The sequence below is a fragment of the Mycobacterium paraintracellulare genome (genome assembly GCF_000276825.1).
GTDB lineage: Bacteria > Actinomycetota > Actinomycetes > Mycobacteriales > Mycobacteriaceae > Mycobacterium > Mycobacterium intracellulare.
This window is the reverse complement of record NC_016948.1, coordinates 1616619-1633288: the sequence shown is the minus strand read 5'-3', so window position 1 is coordinate 1633288 and position 16670 is coordinate 1616619. Positions and strand designations below refer to the sequence as shown.

Sequence of the window (16670 nt, the reverse complement as noted above, 5' to 3'; positions counted from 1 at the left end):
GTATCCGGCCGCAAAAGCCCGGGTGACGCGGGCCGATCTACCCGACGCGCTCGCCGCGCCGGGCGGTGCGCACCTTGCTGCGCCGCTCCTCGAGGATGGTGCCGAAGTTCTGCAGCAGCGCCGGTGCGCGCATCACGAGATGCTCGATGTGTTCTCGGTCGATTTCGAGCGCCGTGACCTCTTCGACCGCATACGCGCTGGCCAGGTTGGGTTGGCGGGTCAACGCCGTCAGTCCGAGGAACGCCCCCTCGGACAGGGTGCTGATGGGCACGACCGTCCCGTCGTCGGCGGTGGCGGTGAGCTGCACCCGGCCGGCCACCAGGAACGTCATCGCCGTGGGCACCTGTCCGGCGTCCTCCACGAGCTCGTCGGTGCCGTATCGGACGATTCGCGCCGAGGAGCGCAATGACCGCTGTTCTTCGGTGCTGAGCCGCAGCGCCGGCGCCACCACCTCGTGCAGCGCGTGCTCCACGCGTTCGACCGTCGAGAAGTCGTCATCGGCGTCGTCGAGGTGCAGATTCTCCCGTCGGGCGGCGTACCAGGCCCACCGCAGGAACGTGGCCGTCGCGGCGCCGGCGTCGGCGGGTGAGTCCAACCCGATCGTCGTGCGATACTCGCCGGCGCCCACGGGCACCGAGCGAGGCACGCTGCCGGGCTTGAGCTGTGGCAGCGCCCGGGCCACCCGCGACAGCACCGCGCACACCCGGTCGGGCGCGTCGGCGGCGGAGAAGGTCGTCGTGATCGCCACTTTGTGCGGCCCGGGCGGGCGACTGAGGTTGGTGAACGACGTGGTGGCCAGCGCCGCGTTCGGCATGATCCGGATTCCGCTGCCGGTGTCGATGTGTACGGCGCGCCAGTTCACCTCGACGACGCGTCCGCGCGCGGTGCCGGTGTCGAGCCAGTCGTCGATCCGGAACGGTTGCTCGAACAGCATGAACAGGCCCGAGACGATCTGCCCGACCGAGTTCTGCAGCATCAGACCGATGACGACCGACGTGACGCCCAACGCGGTGAACACCCCGCCGATCCGCACACCCCAGATGTACGACGACATCACCGCCAGGCCAACGCAGATCAGCGCTATGCGGGCCACGTCGATGAAGATGGTGGGAAGCCTTTTGCGCCAGCTCTTTTCGGGAGCCCGCTCGAACACGGTCGCGTTGAGCCCGGACAACAGCAGCACCACCACCAGCAGGCCGAACACGGTGGTGAGGATGCGCACCGGGATGTCGCCGGCCGGAATCCCCGAGGCCTGAACCAGGAGCAACAACAGCGCGGCGAGCGGCAGCAGGTAGTTGCGCAGCAATCCGACCTGCCGGGCCAGGGGGCTTTGCCTGCGCAGCAGCGCATCGTGTAGTTCGGTCAGCAGGATCATCCCGACCGGCAATCCGATCGCGATACCGACCGCCCAGTAGAACCATGACGAGCCGAAGATGTTCATCACCGCTCCAGCAACCGGTAGATGGCCTGATCGGTCCCGCCGACCGAAATCGTGCCCGCCGCAGTGAACTGCCGGACATCGCGCATCGCTTCGTACACCTGCGAGCTGACATAAATGCCGGCCTGCGGTGCGCCGCTGTGCATTTGGTAGGCCAGACTCACCGCGCCGCCCCACATGTCGTAGACCAGGCCGGAGCGGCCCACCAATCCGCTGACCACGTTGCCGGTGTTGACGCCGACGCGAAGGCCCAGCTGATGGCGGCTTTGGCTGTTGAACCGATCGATGATGCGGCCGATTTCGAGGGCGAAGTCCACGGCACGGTGGATGCTGTCCAGTCGCGGGGTGACGACCCCACAGCTGGCGAGATAACCGTTGTGGAACGTGCGGATCCGTTCGACACCAAGGGATTCTGCGGCCGAATCGAACTGCCGGAAAAGTTCGTCGACGGTGCCCACCAATTCGTCTTCCGGCATCTCGGTGAACATTTCGTCGAGGCCGACGATGTCGGCGTAGATGATGGCGACGTCCTGATGTTTTTGGGCGATGGTCTCCTCGCCCTCGCGATAACGCTGCAGCACCGACTCGGGCATCAGGGCCAGCATCAGGCGATCGTTCTCGCGGCGCTGCTCGTTGAGCAGCTCCTCCTTGATCGCGAGGTTGCGGCTCATCTCGTTGAAAGCCGCCGTGAGATCGCCGATTTCGTCGCGGGTGCGCACCGGGATGTTGATGTCGTAGTCGCCGGAGCTGATCTTTCGGGTTCCCTCCTCGAGGCGCCGGACCGGGCGCACCGCCGCCTGGGCGACGAACATCGAGGCCACACAGATGGCGAAAATCATTGCCGTGACTGCGATCACGAGGTTCTTGCTGAACCGGCCCAGCCGCGCAAAAGCGTCGGAGTTGTCGCGGGTCGCCAGGATCGACCAGTGCAGATCGGAGTTGGGGATGTCCAGCGGCGCGTAGGCTTCCAACTCTCGATTGCCCGTGTAGTCGGTGGCGCTCATGACGCCGGTTTCCCCGCGCTGCGCGGCGCGAAGACCCGCGGTCGGCACCGGCTGGACCAACGTGGTGCCCCCCAGCCGCAGGGCCCGGTCCACGACGTCGGGCGGGGTGCCGGCCTCGATGGCCTCGTGCCGGTATTGTTTCGGGTCTTCGATGAATACCCTTGAGTCGGAACGCATCAGGTCGTCGGGGCCGGCCAGGTAGGTCTCGGTGGCCGGACCCATCCCCGCGGCTTCCCAATGCTTGTTGGCGGTCATGATCGTGTTGATCTTCCCGATCGGCACCGGCAGGGCCATGACCCCTTCGAATTTGCCGTTCATGCCGACCGGCGACACCACCCACGCGGTGGGGGTGTCCAGTTGCGGCTGATACTGCTGAAAGTCGGTGATCCAGACGAAGTCGACATCGTTGGACGCCACGGCTTTTTGGTAGGCGCCACGCAGGTTGGATCCGCGATAGGGACCGGTGAGAATGTTGGTCCCCAGATCCGGACCCTTCATGACGCTGTAGACGACGTTGCCCTGCATGTCCAGCAGGAGCGCATCCCGGTAATCGAAACGCGTGACGATGCCGCGCAGGAAAAAGTCGAAGCGGGCGTTGGCGGCCGACCACGCGCTGCCGTCGCCGGCGTCCTCGGCGGGCGGCGAGTCGGCCGTCGGCCTGGGCGCCGCGGTGTAGTGCGCCTGAAGGTATTTCTGCGCGTTGGAACTCGGCAGCACCGCCTTGAGATCGATCGCGTTACCGGTGATCCGTTTGATCGGTTTGATCATGTCGTTTTCGTAGTAATTGACCAGGGTCTGTTCTTCGGCCGGCGTGATGTTCGCGTTGGCCAGTTGGGCGAAGGCGGTGCTGAGGTTCGCCGTCGCTTCGTTGATGCCGAAACCGCCACTTTGCACGATCAGCGAACTCGTCAGCTCCCTGAACAACGCCTGCACTGCCCGCTTCTGGGACTCGCGCATCTCGATGAGCCGTTCGGATTCGACTTCCCGCAATGCGGTGCGGCCGGACACGGCTCCGATGAGACCGATCACCGCGACGCCCAAAATGCTCGAGAGCAGCATGGTGATCAGGATTTTGGATTGGATGCCGAACCGGAAACGGCTGCGCGGCTGGCGCGTACGCGTGACGGGCTGGTGAGCCGGGCCGGGTTCGATGCGGGGTGCGGCATCGGTTAGCTCGCTGGTCGTCAATTGCCTGCCCCTTTTCTCGGGATCCAGCTCCTCACGCAGCAGACTAGCGCGCGCACGCCGAGATATTGATGCGTTTGCCGTGACGCGATTGGGCGTCCAAAGCGCCGGTGCCCCACGTGTGCATCGCCATCGCGACGCGACTAACGTCGGGCCCCATGGCAGGGGTATGCGTAGTGGGCAGCGTGAACATCGATCTGTCGCTGGGCGTAGGCGCCCTCCCGCGGCCCGGCGAAACGGTGTTGGCGTCGTCGATGACACAAGCCCCCGGCGGCAAGGGCGGCAACCAGGCGGTGGCAGCCGCGCGCGCGGGCGCGCGCGTGCAGTTCGTCGGGGCCGTCGGCGACGACCCGGCCGCCGAGCAGTTGCGCGCCCACCTGCGGGCCAACGGTGTCGGGCTCGACGGGGCCGTGGAAATCCCCGGGCCCAGCGGCACCGCCGTCGTCGTCGTCGATGCCTACGCCGAGAACACCATCGTCGTGGCGCCGGGAGCCAACGGGCGGTTCACGCTGACCGATGACCGCGCGCGCGGCGTGGTCGCAGACTGCGATGTGATGTTGACCCAGCTGGAGATTCCGGTCGACACGGCGATCGCGGCGGCGCAACACGCCCGGTCGGCCGGAGCGGTCGTCGTCGTGAACGCCTCACCGGCCGGCCAGGATCCCGCTTCGCTGGGCGAGCTGGCGGCCGCCGCCGACGTGGTGATCACCAACGAAGAGGAGGCCAACGAATGGCCTTGGCGCCCAGCACACCTGGTGGTCACCCTGGGTTCGCGCGGCGCGCGCTACGCCGGCGCCGACGGCGAGTACTCGGTGCCCTCCCCCGCGGTGGACGCGGTGGACACCACCGGCGCCGGCGACGTGTTCGCCGGTGTGCTGGCCGCGAACTGGCCGCCCAATCCCGGCTCGGCGGGTGAGCGGCGACTCGCGCTACGCCGCGCCTGCGCGGCCGGCGCGCTGGCGACGCTGGTTCCCGGCGCCGGTGATTGCGCACCGGACGCCGAGGCGATCGACACGGCGCTTCAGAACGCGTCCTAGCCGCTTTGCCCGCGGCGGCCGCGCTCTAGTCCTCGGGGATTTCGCGTTCGATCTCGTCGAGCCAGATGCGCGCGGACATGTCCGAGGGGGCGCGCCAGTCACCCCGCGGCGACAGCGCGCCGCCGTGCGACACCTTGGGCCCGTTGGGCAATGCCGAACGCTTGAACTGGCTGAACGAGTAGAACCGCTGCACGAATACCTGCAGCCAGTGCCGGATTTCCTTGAGCGAGTACGACGGACGCTTGTCTTCGGGAAATCCCGGCGGCCAGTTGCCTTGCTCGGGATCGCTCCACGCATGCCAGGCCAGAAACGCGATCTTTGACGGCCGGAATCCATACCGCAGCACGTGGAACAGTGAAAAGTCTTGCAGCGCAAACGGGCCAACTTTCGCCTCGCTGCTTTGCAGCTCTTCCTCTTCGCCGCTGGGAACCAGCTCCGGCGTGATCTCGGTGTCGAGCACGGACTGCAGCACCTCGCTGACCTTCGACTCGAACTGCTGCGAGGAAATCACCCAGCGGATCAGGTGCTGGATCAGCGTCTTGGGCACGCCGCCGTTGACGTTGTAGTGCGACATCTGGTCGCCGACACCGTAAGTCGACCAGCCCAGGCCCAGCTCGGACAGGTCGCCGGTGCCCAGCACGATGCCACCGCGCTGGTTGGCCAGCCGGAACAGGTAGTCGGTGCGCAAGCCGGCCTGGACGTTCTCGAAGGTGACGTCGTAGACCTTCTCGCCGCGCGAGAACGGGTGATCGATCTCCTTGAGCATCAGCTGCGCGGTCTCGCGAATGTCGATCTCGGCGAACGTCACACCCAGGGCGCGGCACAGCTCGATCGCGTTGCGCTTGGTGCGGTCCCCGGTGGCGAAGCCCGGCAGGGTGAACGCCAGAATGTCGCTGCGCGGGCGTTGTTCGCGGTCCATCGCCCGCGCGGCGACGATCAACGCGTGCGTCGAGTCCAGCCCACCGGATATCCCGATGACGATCTTCGGGAAATCCAGCGCGCGCAAACGCTGTTCGAGGCCGGCTACCTGGATGTTGTAGCCCTCGAAGCAATCCTGTTCCAGCCGTTGCGGGTCGGCGGGCACGAAGGGGAACCGCTCGATCTCACGCCACAGCCCGATGTCGCCGCCAGGCGGGTCAAGCCGGAACTCGATGCGCCGGAACGACTCCGCCGTCGTCCGGTGGTGGCGCCGGTTGTCGTCGAACGTGCCCATCCGGAGCCGTTCCGAGCGAAGCAATTCGAGGTCGACGTCGGCGACGCTGCGCCGCTCCCCCATCGGAAAGCGCTCGGACATGGCCAGCAGGACACCGTTTTCGAACACCATGGTCTGCCCGTCCCAGGCCAGATCGGTCGTCGATTCGCCCGCGCCCGCAGCCGAATACACGTAGGCGGCCAGGCAACGAGAGGAGGCCGAACGAGCCAGCAGGCAGCGGTCCTCGGCGCGGCCGATGGTGATCGGGCTACCGGAAAGGTTGGCCAGCACCGTCGCACCCGCGAGCGCGGCCTCGGCGCTGGGCGGAATCGGCACGAACATGTCCTCGCAGATCTCCACGTGCAGCACGAGGCCGGGCACGTCGGAGGCGGCGAACAGCAGATCGGGACCGAACGGCGCCTCGACCCCCGCGAGCCGGATGGTGCCGCGCTCGTCGTCGCCGGGCGCGATCTGGCGGCGCTCGTAGAACTCCCGATAGGTGGGCAGGTACGACTTCGGCGCCACGCCGAGCACCTCGCCGCGGTGGATGACCACGGCGGCGTTGTAGATGCGGTGCCGGTGGCGGACGGGCGCGCCGACCACCAGGACCGGCAACAACTCGGCGGAGGCCGCGACGATGTCCGCGACGGCCCTGTCGACGTCGTCGAGCAACAGGTCCTGCAGGACGATGTCTTCAATGGAGTAACCGGACAGCGTCAGCTCCGGGAAAACGGCCAGCGCTACGCCGTCGTCGTGGCACTCCCGGGCCATCCGCAGGACCGCCTCGGCGTTCGCCGCGGGGTCACCGATGACGGTGTGATGCGTGCACGCGGCGACGCGGGCAAAGCCCTGGCTGTAAGCGTTGTAAAAGTCCATCGCCCTTCCATTGTCGCCTCGGGGGTGTCAACTCCTCGCCGCCGGGTATCCCCAACGCCATGAGCGACACTGCGGTCCTGGTCGTCGACATGATGAATACCTATCAACATCCCGACGCTGACGATCTAATACCCAATGTCGAGAAGATCATCGAGCCTTTGACCGATTTGGTCCGGCGGGCACGCACGTCCGACGAGGTCGACCTGATCTATGTCAACGACAATTACGGCGATTTCACCGCCGAGTTCTCCGGGATCGTCCGCTCGGCGCTCGACGGCGCGCGGCCCGATCTGGTGAAGCCGATCGCGCCCGCCGAAGGCAGCCGGCTGATGACCAAGGTCCGCCACAGCGCCTTTTATTCGACCGCGCTGGCGTACCTGCTGAGCCGGCTGGACACCAAGCGGTTGATCATCACCGGCCAGGTCACCGAGCAATGCATCCTGTACACGGCCCTGGACGCGTACGTGCGGCACTTCCCCGTCGTGATCCCGACCGATGCGGTCGCCCACATCGACGCCGACCTGGGCGCGGCGGCCTGCAAGATGATGGAGCAGAACATGTCCGCCGAGCTCACGACCGCGGCGGACTGCCTGGACCCGGCCTGATCCGTACCCTGGGCAGGTGACCGTCTCCCGCGCAGAATCCCCCGAGTTGGTCACGCTGCTGGCCGGGCGCCGGATCGCGGTGCTGACGGGCGCGGGCGTATCGACCGATTCCGGCATCCCCGACTACCGCGGGCCCGATTCCCCGCCCAGCAACCCCATGACCATCCAGCAGTTCACCGGTGACGCGGCGTTTCGGCAGCGGTACTGGGCGCGCAACCACGTCGGTTGGCGGCACATGGCCGACACGCTGCCCAACGCGGGACATCGGGCGCTGGCGGCGCTCGAGGACGCGTCGGTGGTCACCGGCGTCATCACCCAGAACGTCGACCTGCTGCACACCAAGGCCGGCAGCCGCAACGTCATCGACCTGCACGGCACCTACGCGCGGGTGATCTGCCTGAGCTGCGGCCACACCGTGAGCCGCGCGGCGCTGGCCGAGCAGCTGGAGGCGCTCAACCCCGGATTCATCGAGCGCGCCGAGGCGATCGGCGGGCTGGCGGTGGCTCCCGACGCCGACGCCGTCGTCGCCGATACCGCGTCGTTCCGCTATCTCGACTGCGTGCGCTGCGCCGGCATGCTCAAACCCGACATCGTCTATTTCGGCGACAGCGTTCCCAAAGACGTTGTGGCAGCAGCCTATAGGATGGTCGACGAGGCCGACGCGCTGCTGGTCGCGGGGTCGTCGCTGACGGTGTTCTCCGGTTATCGATTCGTGCGGCACGCGGCCGCCCTGGGCATCCCGGTCGCCATCATCAACCGCGGCAGCACCCGCGGCGACGACCTGGCCACGGTGAAGGTCGACGGCGGCTGCTCCGAACTGCTCGCGCTGCTCGCCGACGAGTTATCGCCGCTGACAACGCATTAGAAGGTGCACGGCATGCTGCGCACGGCGTGCACGAAGTTGCCCGCCAGGTACGTCGGCTCGCCCGCCTGGATGCCGGGCAGCTGACGAAACAGCTCGTGAAAGATGGCGCGCAGCTGCGCGCGGGCGACGTGCGCCCCGAGGCAGAAGTGCAGCCCGCCACCGCCGAAACCGACGTGCGGATTGGGGTCGCGCGCCAGGTTCAGGCGTTCGGGATGGTCGAACGCGTCGGTGTCCCAGTTGCCGGACGGGTAGAACATCACCACCTTCTCCCCCGCCAGAATGGTCTGACCGCCCAGCTCGATATCCGTTGCCGCCGTGCGGCGGAAGGTCATGACCGGGGTCGCCCACCGGATGAACTCCTCGACGGCGGTACCGATCCGGTTGTCGAAATCATGGAGAAGCCAAGCCTTTTCGTCGGGAAAATCGGTGAGCGCCTTCAGGGTGTGGCTGATGGTCTGGCGGGTGGTGTCGTTGCCCGCCACCGAGAGCAGCACGAAGAACGCGGCCACCTCCGCGTCTTCCAGGCGGTCCCCATCGACTTCGGCGGTGACCAGGCTGCTGATGAGGTCGTCGCCCGGGCGCTCGCGGCGTTCCGTGGCCAGGGTGCCGACGACCTGGTGAAGGTACAGCTGGTTCTCGACCAGGACTTCCATCGCCGGACGTCCGTTGAGGAATTCCGGGTCGGCCCAGGAGACCAGGGCGTCGGTGGCGTGCGCCATGCGCTCGCGCTCGGATTCCGGGATTCCCGTCATGTCCGAGAGGGTCCGGATGGGCAGCTCCTTGGCGCAGTGGTCGACGAAATCCGCACCGCTGCCGGCGGTCCGCAGTTCTTCGACGATGGTCTTGGCGTTGGCCTTGATCGAGTCTTCGATGCGGCGCACCTGCCGCGGGCTCAGCGCGGCGTGGGCCAGCTTGCGCAACTTGGTGTGCCGCGGCGGATCCATCGCCAAGAACGACTGCGACGCCTCGAGCAGCTCGACGGGAATGCTCTCGAACATCACCCCCTGGCCGGACAGGAAGGCGTCGTTGTTGCGGCTGACCGCGACGATGTCGGCGCGCCGGGTGACCGCCCAGAAGCCGGGATCGGTGGGATCGGGCATCAGCGAGTCTTCGACCGGAGGATGCCAACTGACCGGGCGCTCGGCGCGCAGCACGGCGAAGGAGCGTTCGCGATCCGCCGCCGTCGTGGACCAAAACGCCCGCGAGGACAGGTCGATCTCGTCGTAGGCGCGGCCGGACTTCTCGGCCCCGGGTGTACCCGTCATCACGGCCATGGCGCTGTCCCCTCCTGTATGACGCCGGTCACAAACTCCACGCGACGATATGCCTAGACAGTATGTCTAGTCAAGATGTCGAAAGCTCGGCTATGCTCGGCGCATGCCGTCGCTCACCCGCAAGCCGCCAGGCCATCGAAGCGTGGGGCGCGAGCAGCGGCGCGAGCAAATGGAGCGCCGGCTGCTCGACGCCACCGAACGGCTGATGCGCGACGGCGCGAGCTTCACCGAGCTCAGCGTGGATCGGCTCTCCGGCGAGGCGGGCATCTCCCGCGCCAGCTTCTACATCTACTTCGAGGACAAGGGCCATCTGCTTCGCCGGCTCGCGGGCCAGGTGTTCGGCGACCTGGCCGACGGCGCGCGGCGCTGGTGGACGGTGGCCGGGCGGCACGACCCCGACGACGTGCGCGCGGCGATGAGCAGCATCATCGCCATCTATCGACGGCACCAAGCGGTGCTGGTCGCGCTCAACGAGATGGCCGCCTATGACCCACTGACCGGGGAGGCGTATCGCGAACTGCTGACCGGCATCTCCGAACAGCTCACCCGGGTCATCGAAGAGGGCCAGGCCGACGGCTCGATCCGCCCCGAGCTGGCGGCGCTCACCACGGCCAGCGCGCTGACCTGGATGGTCGAGCGCGCCTGCCAGCAGAACCTGCCGGCGCAGCCGCCCGACTACGACGCCGAGCTGGCCACCACCCTGGCCGAGATCGTCTGGGGCGCACTGTATCTCAAGCCCGCCTCGGAGCATTGATCGCGTCGGTCCGGACCGCGCCGGGCTCTGCTACACCGCCACCAGATCGTCGGCGTGCACCGCGGGCCGGCGCAGCTCGCCGGGCAGCTCGCTGGTGGAGCGGCCCATCATGGTGAGCAGTTCCGTCGCGTCGTAGGCGACCACGCCACGGGCCACCATCGCCGCGTCCGGCCCGCGCAATTCGACGACGTCGCCGCCGAAGAACCGGCCGGACACCGCGGTGATCCCCGCGGGCAGCAGCGAGCGGCGCTGCCCGACGACCGCGCGCACCGCCCCCTCGTCGAGGGTCAGCGCGCCGGCGGCCTCGGCGGCGTAACGCACCCAGAACCGCCGCGCCGACATCCGGGCCGGCCGCGCGGCGAACACAGTGCCGACCGACGCGTCGGTGAGCGCGGTCGAGGCATCGGACGCCGCGGCCAGCAGCACCGGGACGCCGGCGTCGGCGGCCAGCAGCGCCGACGACATCTTCGAGGTCATGCCGCCGGTGCCCAAATCACTGCCGGGCCCGGCGATCACACCGACCAGATCCGCCGAACCCGATACCTCCGGGATGAACCGGGCGCCTTCGGTTTTGCGTGGATCGGAGTCGTACAGCCCGTCGATGTCGGACAACAACACCAGCGCCTCGGCGCCGACCAGGTGCGCCACCAGCGCCGAAAGCCGGTCGTTGTCGCCGAACCGGATCTCGTTGGTGGCCACCGTGTCGTTCTCGTTGACGATGGCCACCGCATGCAGGGCCCGCAGCCGATCCAGGGTGCGCTGAGCGTTGGTGTGCTGGGCGCGCATCGAAATGTCGTGCGCGCTCAGCAGCACCTGCCCGACCGTGCGGCCGTACCGGGCAAACGCGGCACTCCACGAATTCACCAGCGCGACCTGACCGACGCTGGCCGCGGCCTGCTTCGTCGCCAAATCCCGTGGGCGACGGGACAATCCGAGAGGTTCGATGCCGGCGGCGATGGCACCCGAGGACACGATGACGACGTCGGTGCCCGCCTTCATCCGCGTCTCGATCGCGTCGGCGAGACCGGCCAGCCGGCCGGCGTCGAATACGCCGGCTTCGGTGGTCAACGCGTTGGTGCCCACCTTGACCACCAGGCTGCGCGCGTTCCGGATGGCGTCGCGCTGCGGGGTCATGACTCCTCACCGCCGCCTCTGGTTCTGCGCCGCCCCTCCGCATCGCTGCGCTCTGCATCGTCGCCGGTGCGGCGCTGCCGCCGGGCGGCCTTGCGCTCCGCGGCCCCGACCCGCTCGCTGCGCTCGAGCCGCGCGTCGGTTCCCCTGCCCGACAACGTAACCTGCTGTCCCGCAGGCGTTTGCGGCTCCCAATCGAACGTCATGTCGCCGATGGTCACTTCGCACCCCGCGCGCGCACCCAGCCGCAGCAGTTCCTCCTCGACTCCGAGGCGCGCCAGGCGGTCGCCGAGATACCCCACGGCCTCGTCGTTGTCGAAGTTGGTCTGACGCACCCAGCGTTCGGGCCGCGCGCCGCTGACCACGAAGGCGCCCGGCTGCTGCGGATCCGGCTCGACGCGAAAGCCGCTGTCGTCGACGGGGATCGGACGGATCACCGGGCGGCGCGGCACGATCTCGGGTTGGGCGGCCTTGTATTCCGAGATCATCGTCCACAGCCCAAAGATCAATGGCTGCAGACCTTCTCGCGCGACGGTCGACACCAAGAACACCGGCCATCCGCGCTCGGCGATCTCGTCGTAAACGAATTCGGCGAGCTCGCGCGCCTCGGGGACGTCGATCTTGTTGAGCACCACCGCGCGGGGCCGGTCGGCGAGATCGCCCAGCGTCGCGTCCCCCCGCAGGGTGGGCGTATACGCGGCGAGTTCGGCCTCGAGCGCGTCGATATCGGAGATCGGGTCGCGGCCGGGCTCGGCGGTGGCGCAGTCGACGACGTGCACCAGCACGGCGCATCGCTCGATGTGCCGGAGGAAGTCCAGGCCCAGGCCGCGGCCCTGCGAGGCGCCGGGGATCAGGCCGGGAACGTCGGCGACGGTGAAGGTGTGCTCGCCGGCCGACACGACGCCGAGGTTGGGGACCAGCGTGGTGAAGGGGTAGTCGGCGATCTTGGGTTTGGCCGCCGAGATGGTGGACACCAGCGACGACTTGCCGGCCGACGGGAAGCCGATCAGGCCGGCGTCGGCGACGGTCTTGAGTTCCAGCGTCAGGTCGCGGGTCTCGCCCTGCTCACCCAGCAGCGCAAAACCGGGAGCCTTGCGCGCGCGGGAGGCGAGCGCGGCGTTGCCCAGGCCGCCGCGACCACCGGCGGCGGCTTCGAAGCGGGTGCCCGCGCCCACCAGGTCGGCCAGCAGCCGGCCGTTGTCGTCGAGGACGATGGTTCCGTCGGGGACTTTGACTTCCAGGTCGGCGCCGGCGGCGCCGTCGCGGTTGCTGCCCATCCCCTGCTTGCCCGACGGCGCGGTGACGTGGGGATGGAAATGGAAGTCGAGCAGGGTGTGGACCTGGGGATCGACGACGAAGACGATGCTGCCGCCGCGGCCGCCGTTGCCGCCGTCGGGGCCGCCGAGTGGCTTGAACTTCTCGCGATGGACCGAGGCGCAGCCGTTGCCCCCGGAACCGGCGCGCGCATGGATGACGACGCGGTCGACGAACCGAGGCATCGTGGGTCCTCTCACCCGTCTCGCTCGCCGAACGTGCGGCTACTGCGAGAATTGCCTCGAATTATCGCAGTGGGTGCACGCTCGCGGCGCTCAGTCGGTGGCTTGTCCGGCCGCGACGATGTTGACGGTCTTGCGGCCGCGCTTGATTCCGAATTCGACGGCGCCGGCTTCCTTGGCGAACAACGTGTCGTCGCCGCCGCGCCCGACACCAACGCCCGGGTGGAACTTGGTGCCGCGCTGACGAACGATGATCTCGCCGGCCTTGACGACCTGGCCGCCGAATCGCTTCACGCCCAGCCGCTGTGCGGCGGAATCGCGACCGTTGCGCGAGCTAGAAGCGCCCTTCTTGTGTGCCATGCCTTCGCCTTTACTACTTGATGCCGGTGACCTTCAGGACCGTCAGCTGCTGACGGTGGCCCTGACGCTTGTGGTAGCCGGTCTTGTTCCGGAACTTGTGGATGCGGATCTTGGGGCCCTTGGTGTGCTCGAGCACCTCGCCGGTGACCGCGACCTTGGCCAGCGCCGCCGCGTCGGTGGTCACCTTGGCGCCGTCCACCACCAGTGCGACCGGCAGCGACACATTCGAACCCGGCTCAGAGTCGAGCTTCTCGACCTTGACCACGTCCCCGACGGCGACCTTGTACTGCTTGCCGCCCGTCTTGACGATTGCGTAGGTCGCCATCGTTGCTCTGCTCCTTCTTCTAGCCGCTGCTCGGCGCGTCGCGCGCGAACCAGCCGCGGTGCACGTGGTGGGTCTGGGTTGCGGGCCTGCTCCGATTCCCCGGGAGTCCCGCTGCCGCCGGCCAAAGCTTAGTCGCCCGGCCTGACGACAACTGTCCAAGGGTACGTGACCAGCGGCTACAGGGTCAAACCGGACACGACCTGGCTGTCGGGGCTCAGTCCGCGTGGATCGGCGGCCCGGCGGGCCTGCCCGCCGCGCGTCGGCGCCGGGGGCGGCCCTGGGTTGGGCCGCCCTGGTCCGCCGTGGCCGAACCGCCGTCGTCATCGTCGGAATCGTCGGAGTCCTCGGTGTCCAGGTCGTCGTCGTCGTCGAGTTCGAGGTCCTCGTCGTCGTCGCCCAGGTCTTCCTCGTCATCGAGGTCGTCGTCATCCGAGTCGTCGTCCGAGTCGTCGTCGGAATCGTCGTCCGAGTCGTCGTCGGTGTCGTCGTCCGAGTCGTCGTCGGAATCGTCGTCCGAGTCGTCGTCGGTGTCGTCGAAGTCCTCTTGGTCGGTGTCGGAGACGTCCTCGTCGCGCCGCGCCTTCTTCTCGTCGAACTCGTCGCTGGTTTCCTCGGTGGCCTCGTCGGATTCGTCGTCCTCGGATGCCGTCTGCGTGGACGAGCCGGCCGCCATCGCTTTGAACATCGGGTGCTCGCCGGGCGAATGGACGGGCACCTTGGCCACGACCGGCTCCTCGGCCTTGTTCTTCTTGCGCCGGCCGCGCCGGCCCCCGGACTCGGACTTGCGGCCGTTCGACGGGGCCGAATCCACCGGGTCGGTGTGCAGCAGGATGCCGCGGCCGCCACAGTTCGGGCACGACGTCGAGAAGGCCTCGACCAGTCCGGTGCCCAACCGCTTGCGGGTCAGCTGCACCAAACCGAGCGACGTCACCTCGGACACCTGATGGCGGGTGCGGTCACGGGCCAGCGCCTCGGTGAGCCGGCGCAGCACCAGATCGCGGTTGGATTCCAGCACCATGTCGATGAAGTCGATGACGACGATGCCGCCGATGTCGCGCAGCCGCAGTTGGCGCACGATCTCCTCGGCCGCCTCGAGGTTGTTCTTGGTGACCGTCTGCTCGAGGTTCCCCCCGGAGCCAGTGAACTTGCCGGTGTTGACGTCGACCACCGTCATCGCCTCGGTCCGGTCGATCACCAGGGTGCCGCCCGAGGGCAGCCAGACCTTGCGGTCCATCGCCTTGGCCAGCTGCTCGTCGATGCGGTGCACGGCGAACACGTCCGGCCCGCTCGACCCGTCCGGCCCGGCGGGCGGCTCGTATTTGCTCAGCTTCGAAACAAGGTCGGGCGCAACGGAATTCACGTATTCGTTGATGGTGTTCCAGGCCTCGTCCCCGGAGACGACCAAGCCCGCGAAGTCTTCGTTGAACAGGTCGCGGATGACCTTGACCAGCACGTCGGGCTCTTCGTAGAGCGCCACGGCGGCCCCGGCGGCCTTCTCCTTGATCTCGATGGCCTTGGCCTCGATTTGCTTCCAGCGCTCCTGCAGGCGGGTGACGTCGTTGCGGATGTCGTCTTCCTTGACGCCCTCGGACGCGGTCCGGATGATCACCCCCGCGTCGGACGGCACCACCTCGCGCAGGATCTCCTTGAGGCGCTGGCGTTCGGTGTCGGGCAACTTTCGGCTGATCCCGGTCGACGACGCCCCCGGCACGTAGACCAGGTAGCGGCCCGCGAGCGACACCTGCGTGGTGAGCCGCGCCCCCTTGTGCCCGACCGGGTCCTTGCTGACCTGGACGACGACATAGTCGCCGGGCTTGAGCGCCTGTTCGATCTTGCGGTCGGACCCGCCGAGTCCGGCGGCCTCCCAGTTGACCTCGCCGGCGTAGAGCACGCCGTTGCGGCCGCGGCCGATGTCGACGAAGGCCGCCTCCATCGAGGGCAGCACGTTCTGCACGATGCCGAGGTAGATGTTGCCGACCAGGGACGCCGACGCGGCCGAGGTCACGAAGTGCTCAACGACGATGCCGTCCTCGAGGACGGCGATCTGGGTATACCGCGAACCCTGGTGTGGCGGCTCGCTGCGGACCCGGTCCCGGACGACCATGACGCGTTCGACGGCCTCGCGGCGGGCCAGGAATTCGGCCTCGGTCAGCACGGGGGGGCGGCGCCGCCCGGCGTCGCGGCCGTCGCGGCGTCGTTGGCGCTTGGCCTCCAGCCGAGTCGAGCCGTCGATGCCCTTGATCTCGTTGCTCGCGCTGCCGCCGTCGCCGCCGTTCTTGCCATTGCGGGGCGGCCGCTCGTGCACGACCGTGTTGGGCGGGTCGTCGGGTGAAGGCCCTTCGTCGTTGTCGTCGCCCGATCCGGATTTGCGGCGCCGGCGCCGGCGGCGGCGACGGCTGCCACCATCCGCCGAACCGTCGTCACCGCCCTCGGAGTCGTCGCCGTCGTCGGAGTCCTCGTCGTCGGCGTCGTCGGAATCGCCGGAGTCGGACTGGGCGCCCTTCTTGCCCCGGCCCTGCGGCTCGTCGTCGTCGTCGCCGTCGTTCTGGCCCTCGGGTCCGCCCTGCTCGCCGCGCCCGCGGCCGCGGCCCCGGCGGCCGCGACGGCGCCGCCGGTTCGACGGGCGGTCGACCTGCTCGTCGTCGTCGCCGTCGGAATCGTCGGAGTCGGCACCCTCGTCGGTGTCGGTGTCGGTGTCGGTGTCGGTGTCATCGTCGCTGTCCAGTGGCTGCGGCGCGACGAAGAGCGGCATGTAATGCGGCCGCTCGGCGGCGTTGTCGGGGGTTTCCAGCATCAGCCGGGATTCGGGTTCGCCGGCATCCACGACGGGTTCGGTGGCGGCGTCCGGGGATTCCTGGGCCTGGGCGGCCAGCAGGTCACGCACCCGCACCGCGTCGGCGCGGTCCACGGTGGAGTGTGCGCTGCGAATCCGCCCGTCCAGCTCGCTGAGCGCGTCCAGGACCCGTTTGCTGGTGGTTCCCAGCGTCCGGGCCAACGAATGGACCCTCAACCGGTCGGGCAGCTCCCCGGACCGGGCCGATTCTTCTGATGGGTCTGCAGTTGGTGCACCGTCTACCACGTATTCTCCTCAAGCCCCCGGGCGCGTCGTTGCGACGCGGCCACGCGAG

The 16670-nt window shown here is 68.3% G+C and carries 13 protein-coding genes; 4 read left to right on the top strand and 9 right to left on the bottom strand.

Annotation, left to right across the window (positions count from 1 at the left end):
• Positions 1-37: 37 nt before the first annotated feature.
• Together OCQ_RS07745 and OCQ_RS07740 are read right to left on the bottom strand one after the other, a co-directional pair.
• A complete protein-coding gene (locus OCQ_RS07745) occupies positions 38-1441 on the bottom strand; it encodes a mechanosensitive ion channel domain-containing protein (RefSeq protein WP_009953582.1) in 1404 nt (467 codons plus the stop codon).
• Positions 1441-3630, bottom strand: coding sequence for an adenylate/guanylate cyclase domain-containing protein (locus tag OCQ_RS07740; protein ID WP_008255227.1), 2190 nt, complete (start codon positions 3628-3630; stop codon positions 1441-1443). The genes OCQ_RS07745 and OCQ_RS07740 overlap by 1 nt, the downstream gene beginning before the upstream one ends.
• 155 nt (positions 3631-3785) lie before the next feature.
• Between OCQ_RS07740 and OCQ_RS07735 the strand changes: the two genes are divergently transcribed.
• The gene (locus OCQ_RS07735) at positions 3786-4664 is read left to right on the top strand and encodes a ribokinase (protein ID WP_080587991.1); all 879 of its coding nucleotides are present in this window, start codon (positions 3786-3788) and stop codon (positions 4662-4664) included.
• Positions 4665-4689: 25 nt separating this feature from the next.
• Here OCQ_RS07735 and OCQ_RS07730 read toward each other — a convergent pair whose 3' ends face one another.
• On the bottom strand, positions 4690-6732 hold the full coding sequence (locus OCQ_RS07730) for an NAD(+) synthase (RefSeq protein WP_014382185.1): 2043 nt from the start codon (positions 6730-6732) through the stop codon (positions 4690-4692).
• A gap of 59 nt (positions 6733-6791) precedes the next feature.
• On the opposite strand from OCQ_RS07730, the gene OCQ_RS07725 reads away from it, so the two are divergent.
• Positions 6792-7337 carry a cysteine hydrolase family protein gene (locus OCQ_RS07725; RefSeq protein WP_008255223.1) on the top strand — a complete coding sequence of 182 codons (546 nt, stop codon included), beginning with the start codon at positions 6792-6794 and terminating at the stop codon, positions 7335-7337.
• A 16-nt stretch (positions 7338-7353) separates the two neighbouring features.
• Positions 7354-8202, top strand: coding sequence for an NAD-dependent protein deacetylase (locus OCQ_RS07720; protein ID WP_014379682.1), 849 nt, complete (start codon positions 7354-7356; stop codon positions 8200-8202).
• Here OCQ_RS07720 and OCQ_RS07715 read toward each other — a convergent pair.
• On the bottom strand, positions 8199-9476 hold the full coding sequence (locus tag OCQ_RS07715; protein WP_014384176.1) for a cytochrome P450: 1278 nt from the start codon (positions 9474-9476) through the stop codon (positions 8199-8201). The two genes, OCQ_RS07720 and OCQ_RS07715, sit on opposite strands and share 4 nt — an antisense overlap.
• Before the next feature lie 103 nt (positions 9477-9579).
• Between OCQ_RS07715 and OCQ_RS07710 the strand changes: the two genes are divergently transcribed.
• Positions 9580-10230, top strand: coding sequence for a TetR/AcrR family transcriptional regulator (locus OCQ_RS07710; protein WP_014384175.1), 651 nt, complete (start codon positions 9580-9582; stop codon positions 10228-10230).
• A gap of 30 nt (positions 10231-10260) precedes the next feature.
• Here OCQ_RS07710 and proB read toward each other — a convergent pair whose 3' ends face one another.
• From proB to OCQ_RS07685, 5 genes are all read right to left on the bottom strand, one after another.
• On the bottom strand, positions 10261-11364 hold the full coding sequence (gene proB, locus OCQ_RS07705) for a glutamate 5-kinase (RefSeq protein ID WP_014384174.1): 1104 nt from the start codon (positions 11362-11364) through the stop codon (positions 10261-10263).
• Positions 11361-12860 (bottom strand): GTPase ObgE, encoded by a 1500-nt coding sequence (obgE, locus tag OCQ_RS07700; RefSeq protein WP_014384173.1) that lies wholly within the window; start codon positions 12858-12860, stop codon positions 11361-11363. Before obgE ends, proB begins: the two co-directional genes overlap by 4 nt.
• A gap of 90 nt (positions 12861-12950) precedes the next feature.
• Complete coding sequence (gene rpmA, locus OCQ_RS07695) at positions 12951-13217, bottom strand: 50S ribosomal protein L27 (RefSeq protein WP_008255217.1); 267 nt, start codon at positions 13215-13217, stop codon at positions 12951-12953.
• Positions 13218-13230: 13 nt separating this feature from the next.
• Positions 13231-13542 (bottom strand): 50S ribosomal protein L21, encoded by a 312-nt coding sequence (gene rplU, locus OCQ_RS07690; protein ID WP_009953572.1) that lies wholly within the window; start codon positions 13540-13542, stop codon positions 13231-13233.
• 214 nt (positions 13543-13756) lie between these two features.
• Positions 13757-16621 carry an Rne/Rng family ribonuclease gene (locus OCQ_RS07685; protein ID WP_080587990.1) on the bottom strand — a complete coding sequence of 955 codons (2865 nt, stop codon included), beginning with the start codon at positions 16619-16621 and terminating at the stop codon, positions 13757-13759.
• Between the last annotated feature and the right edge of the window lie 49 nt (positions 16622-16670).

Coding starts and splice junctions, on each gene's coding strand:
- OCQ_RS07745 (WP_009953582.1), bottom strand. CDS start 1,441: ATGAACATCTTCGGCTCGTCATGGTTCTACTGGGCGGTCGGTATCGCG.
- OCQ_RS07735 (WP_080587991.1), top strand. CDS start 3,786: ATGGCAGGGGTATGCGTAGTGGGCAGCGTGAACATCGATCTGTCGCTG.
- OCQ_RS07730 (WP_014382185.1), bottom strand. CDS start 6,732: ATGGACTTTTACAACGCTTACAGCCAGGGCTTTGCCCGCGTCGCCGCG.
- OCQ_RS07725 (WP_008255223.1), top strand. CDS start 6,792: ATGAGCGACACTGCGGTCCTGGTCGTCGACATGATGAATACCTATCAA.
- OCQ_RS07715 (WP_014384176.1), bottom strand. CDS start 9,476: ATGGCCGTGATGACGGGTACACCCGGGGCCGAGAAGTCCGGCCGCGCC.
- OCQ_RS07710 (WP_014384175.1), top strand. CDS start 9,580: ATGCCGTCGCTCACCCGCAAGCCGCCAGGCCATCGAAGCGTGGGGCGC.
- proB (WP_014384174.1), bottom strand. CDS start 11,364: ATGACCCCGCAGCGCGACGCCATCCGGAACGCGCGCAGCCTGGTGGTC.
- obgE (WP_014384173.1), bottom strand. CDS start 12,860: ATGCCTCGGTTCGTCGACCGCGTCGTCATCCATGCGCGCGCCGGTTCC.
- rpmA (WP_008255217.1), bottom strand. CDS start 13,217: ATGGCACACAAGAAGGGCGCTTCTAGCTCGCGCAACGGTCGCGATTCC.
- rplU (WP_009953572.1), bottom strand. CDS start 13,542: ATGGCGACCTACGCAATCGTCAAGACGGGCGGCAAGCAGTACAAGGTC.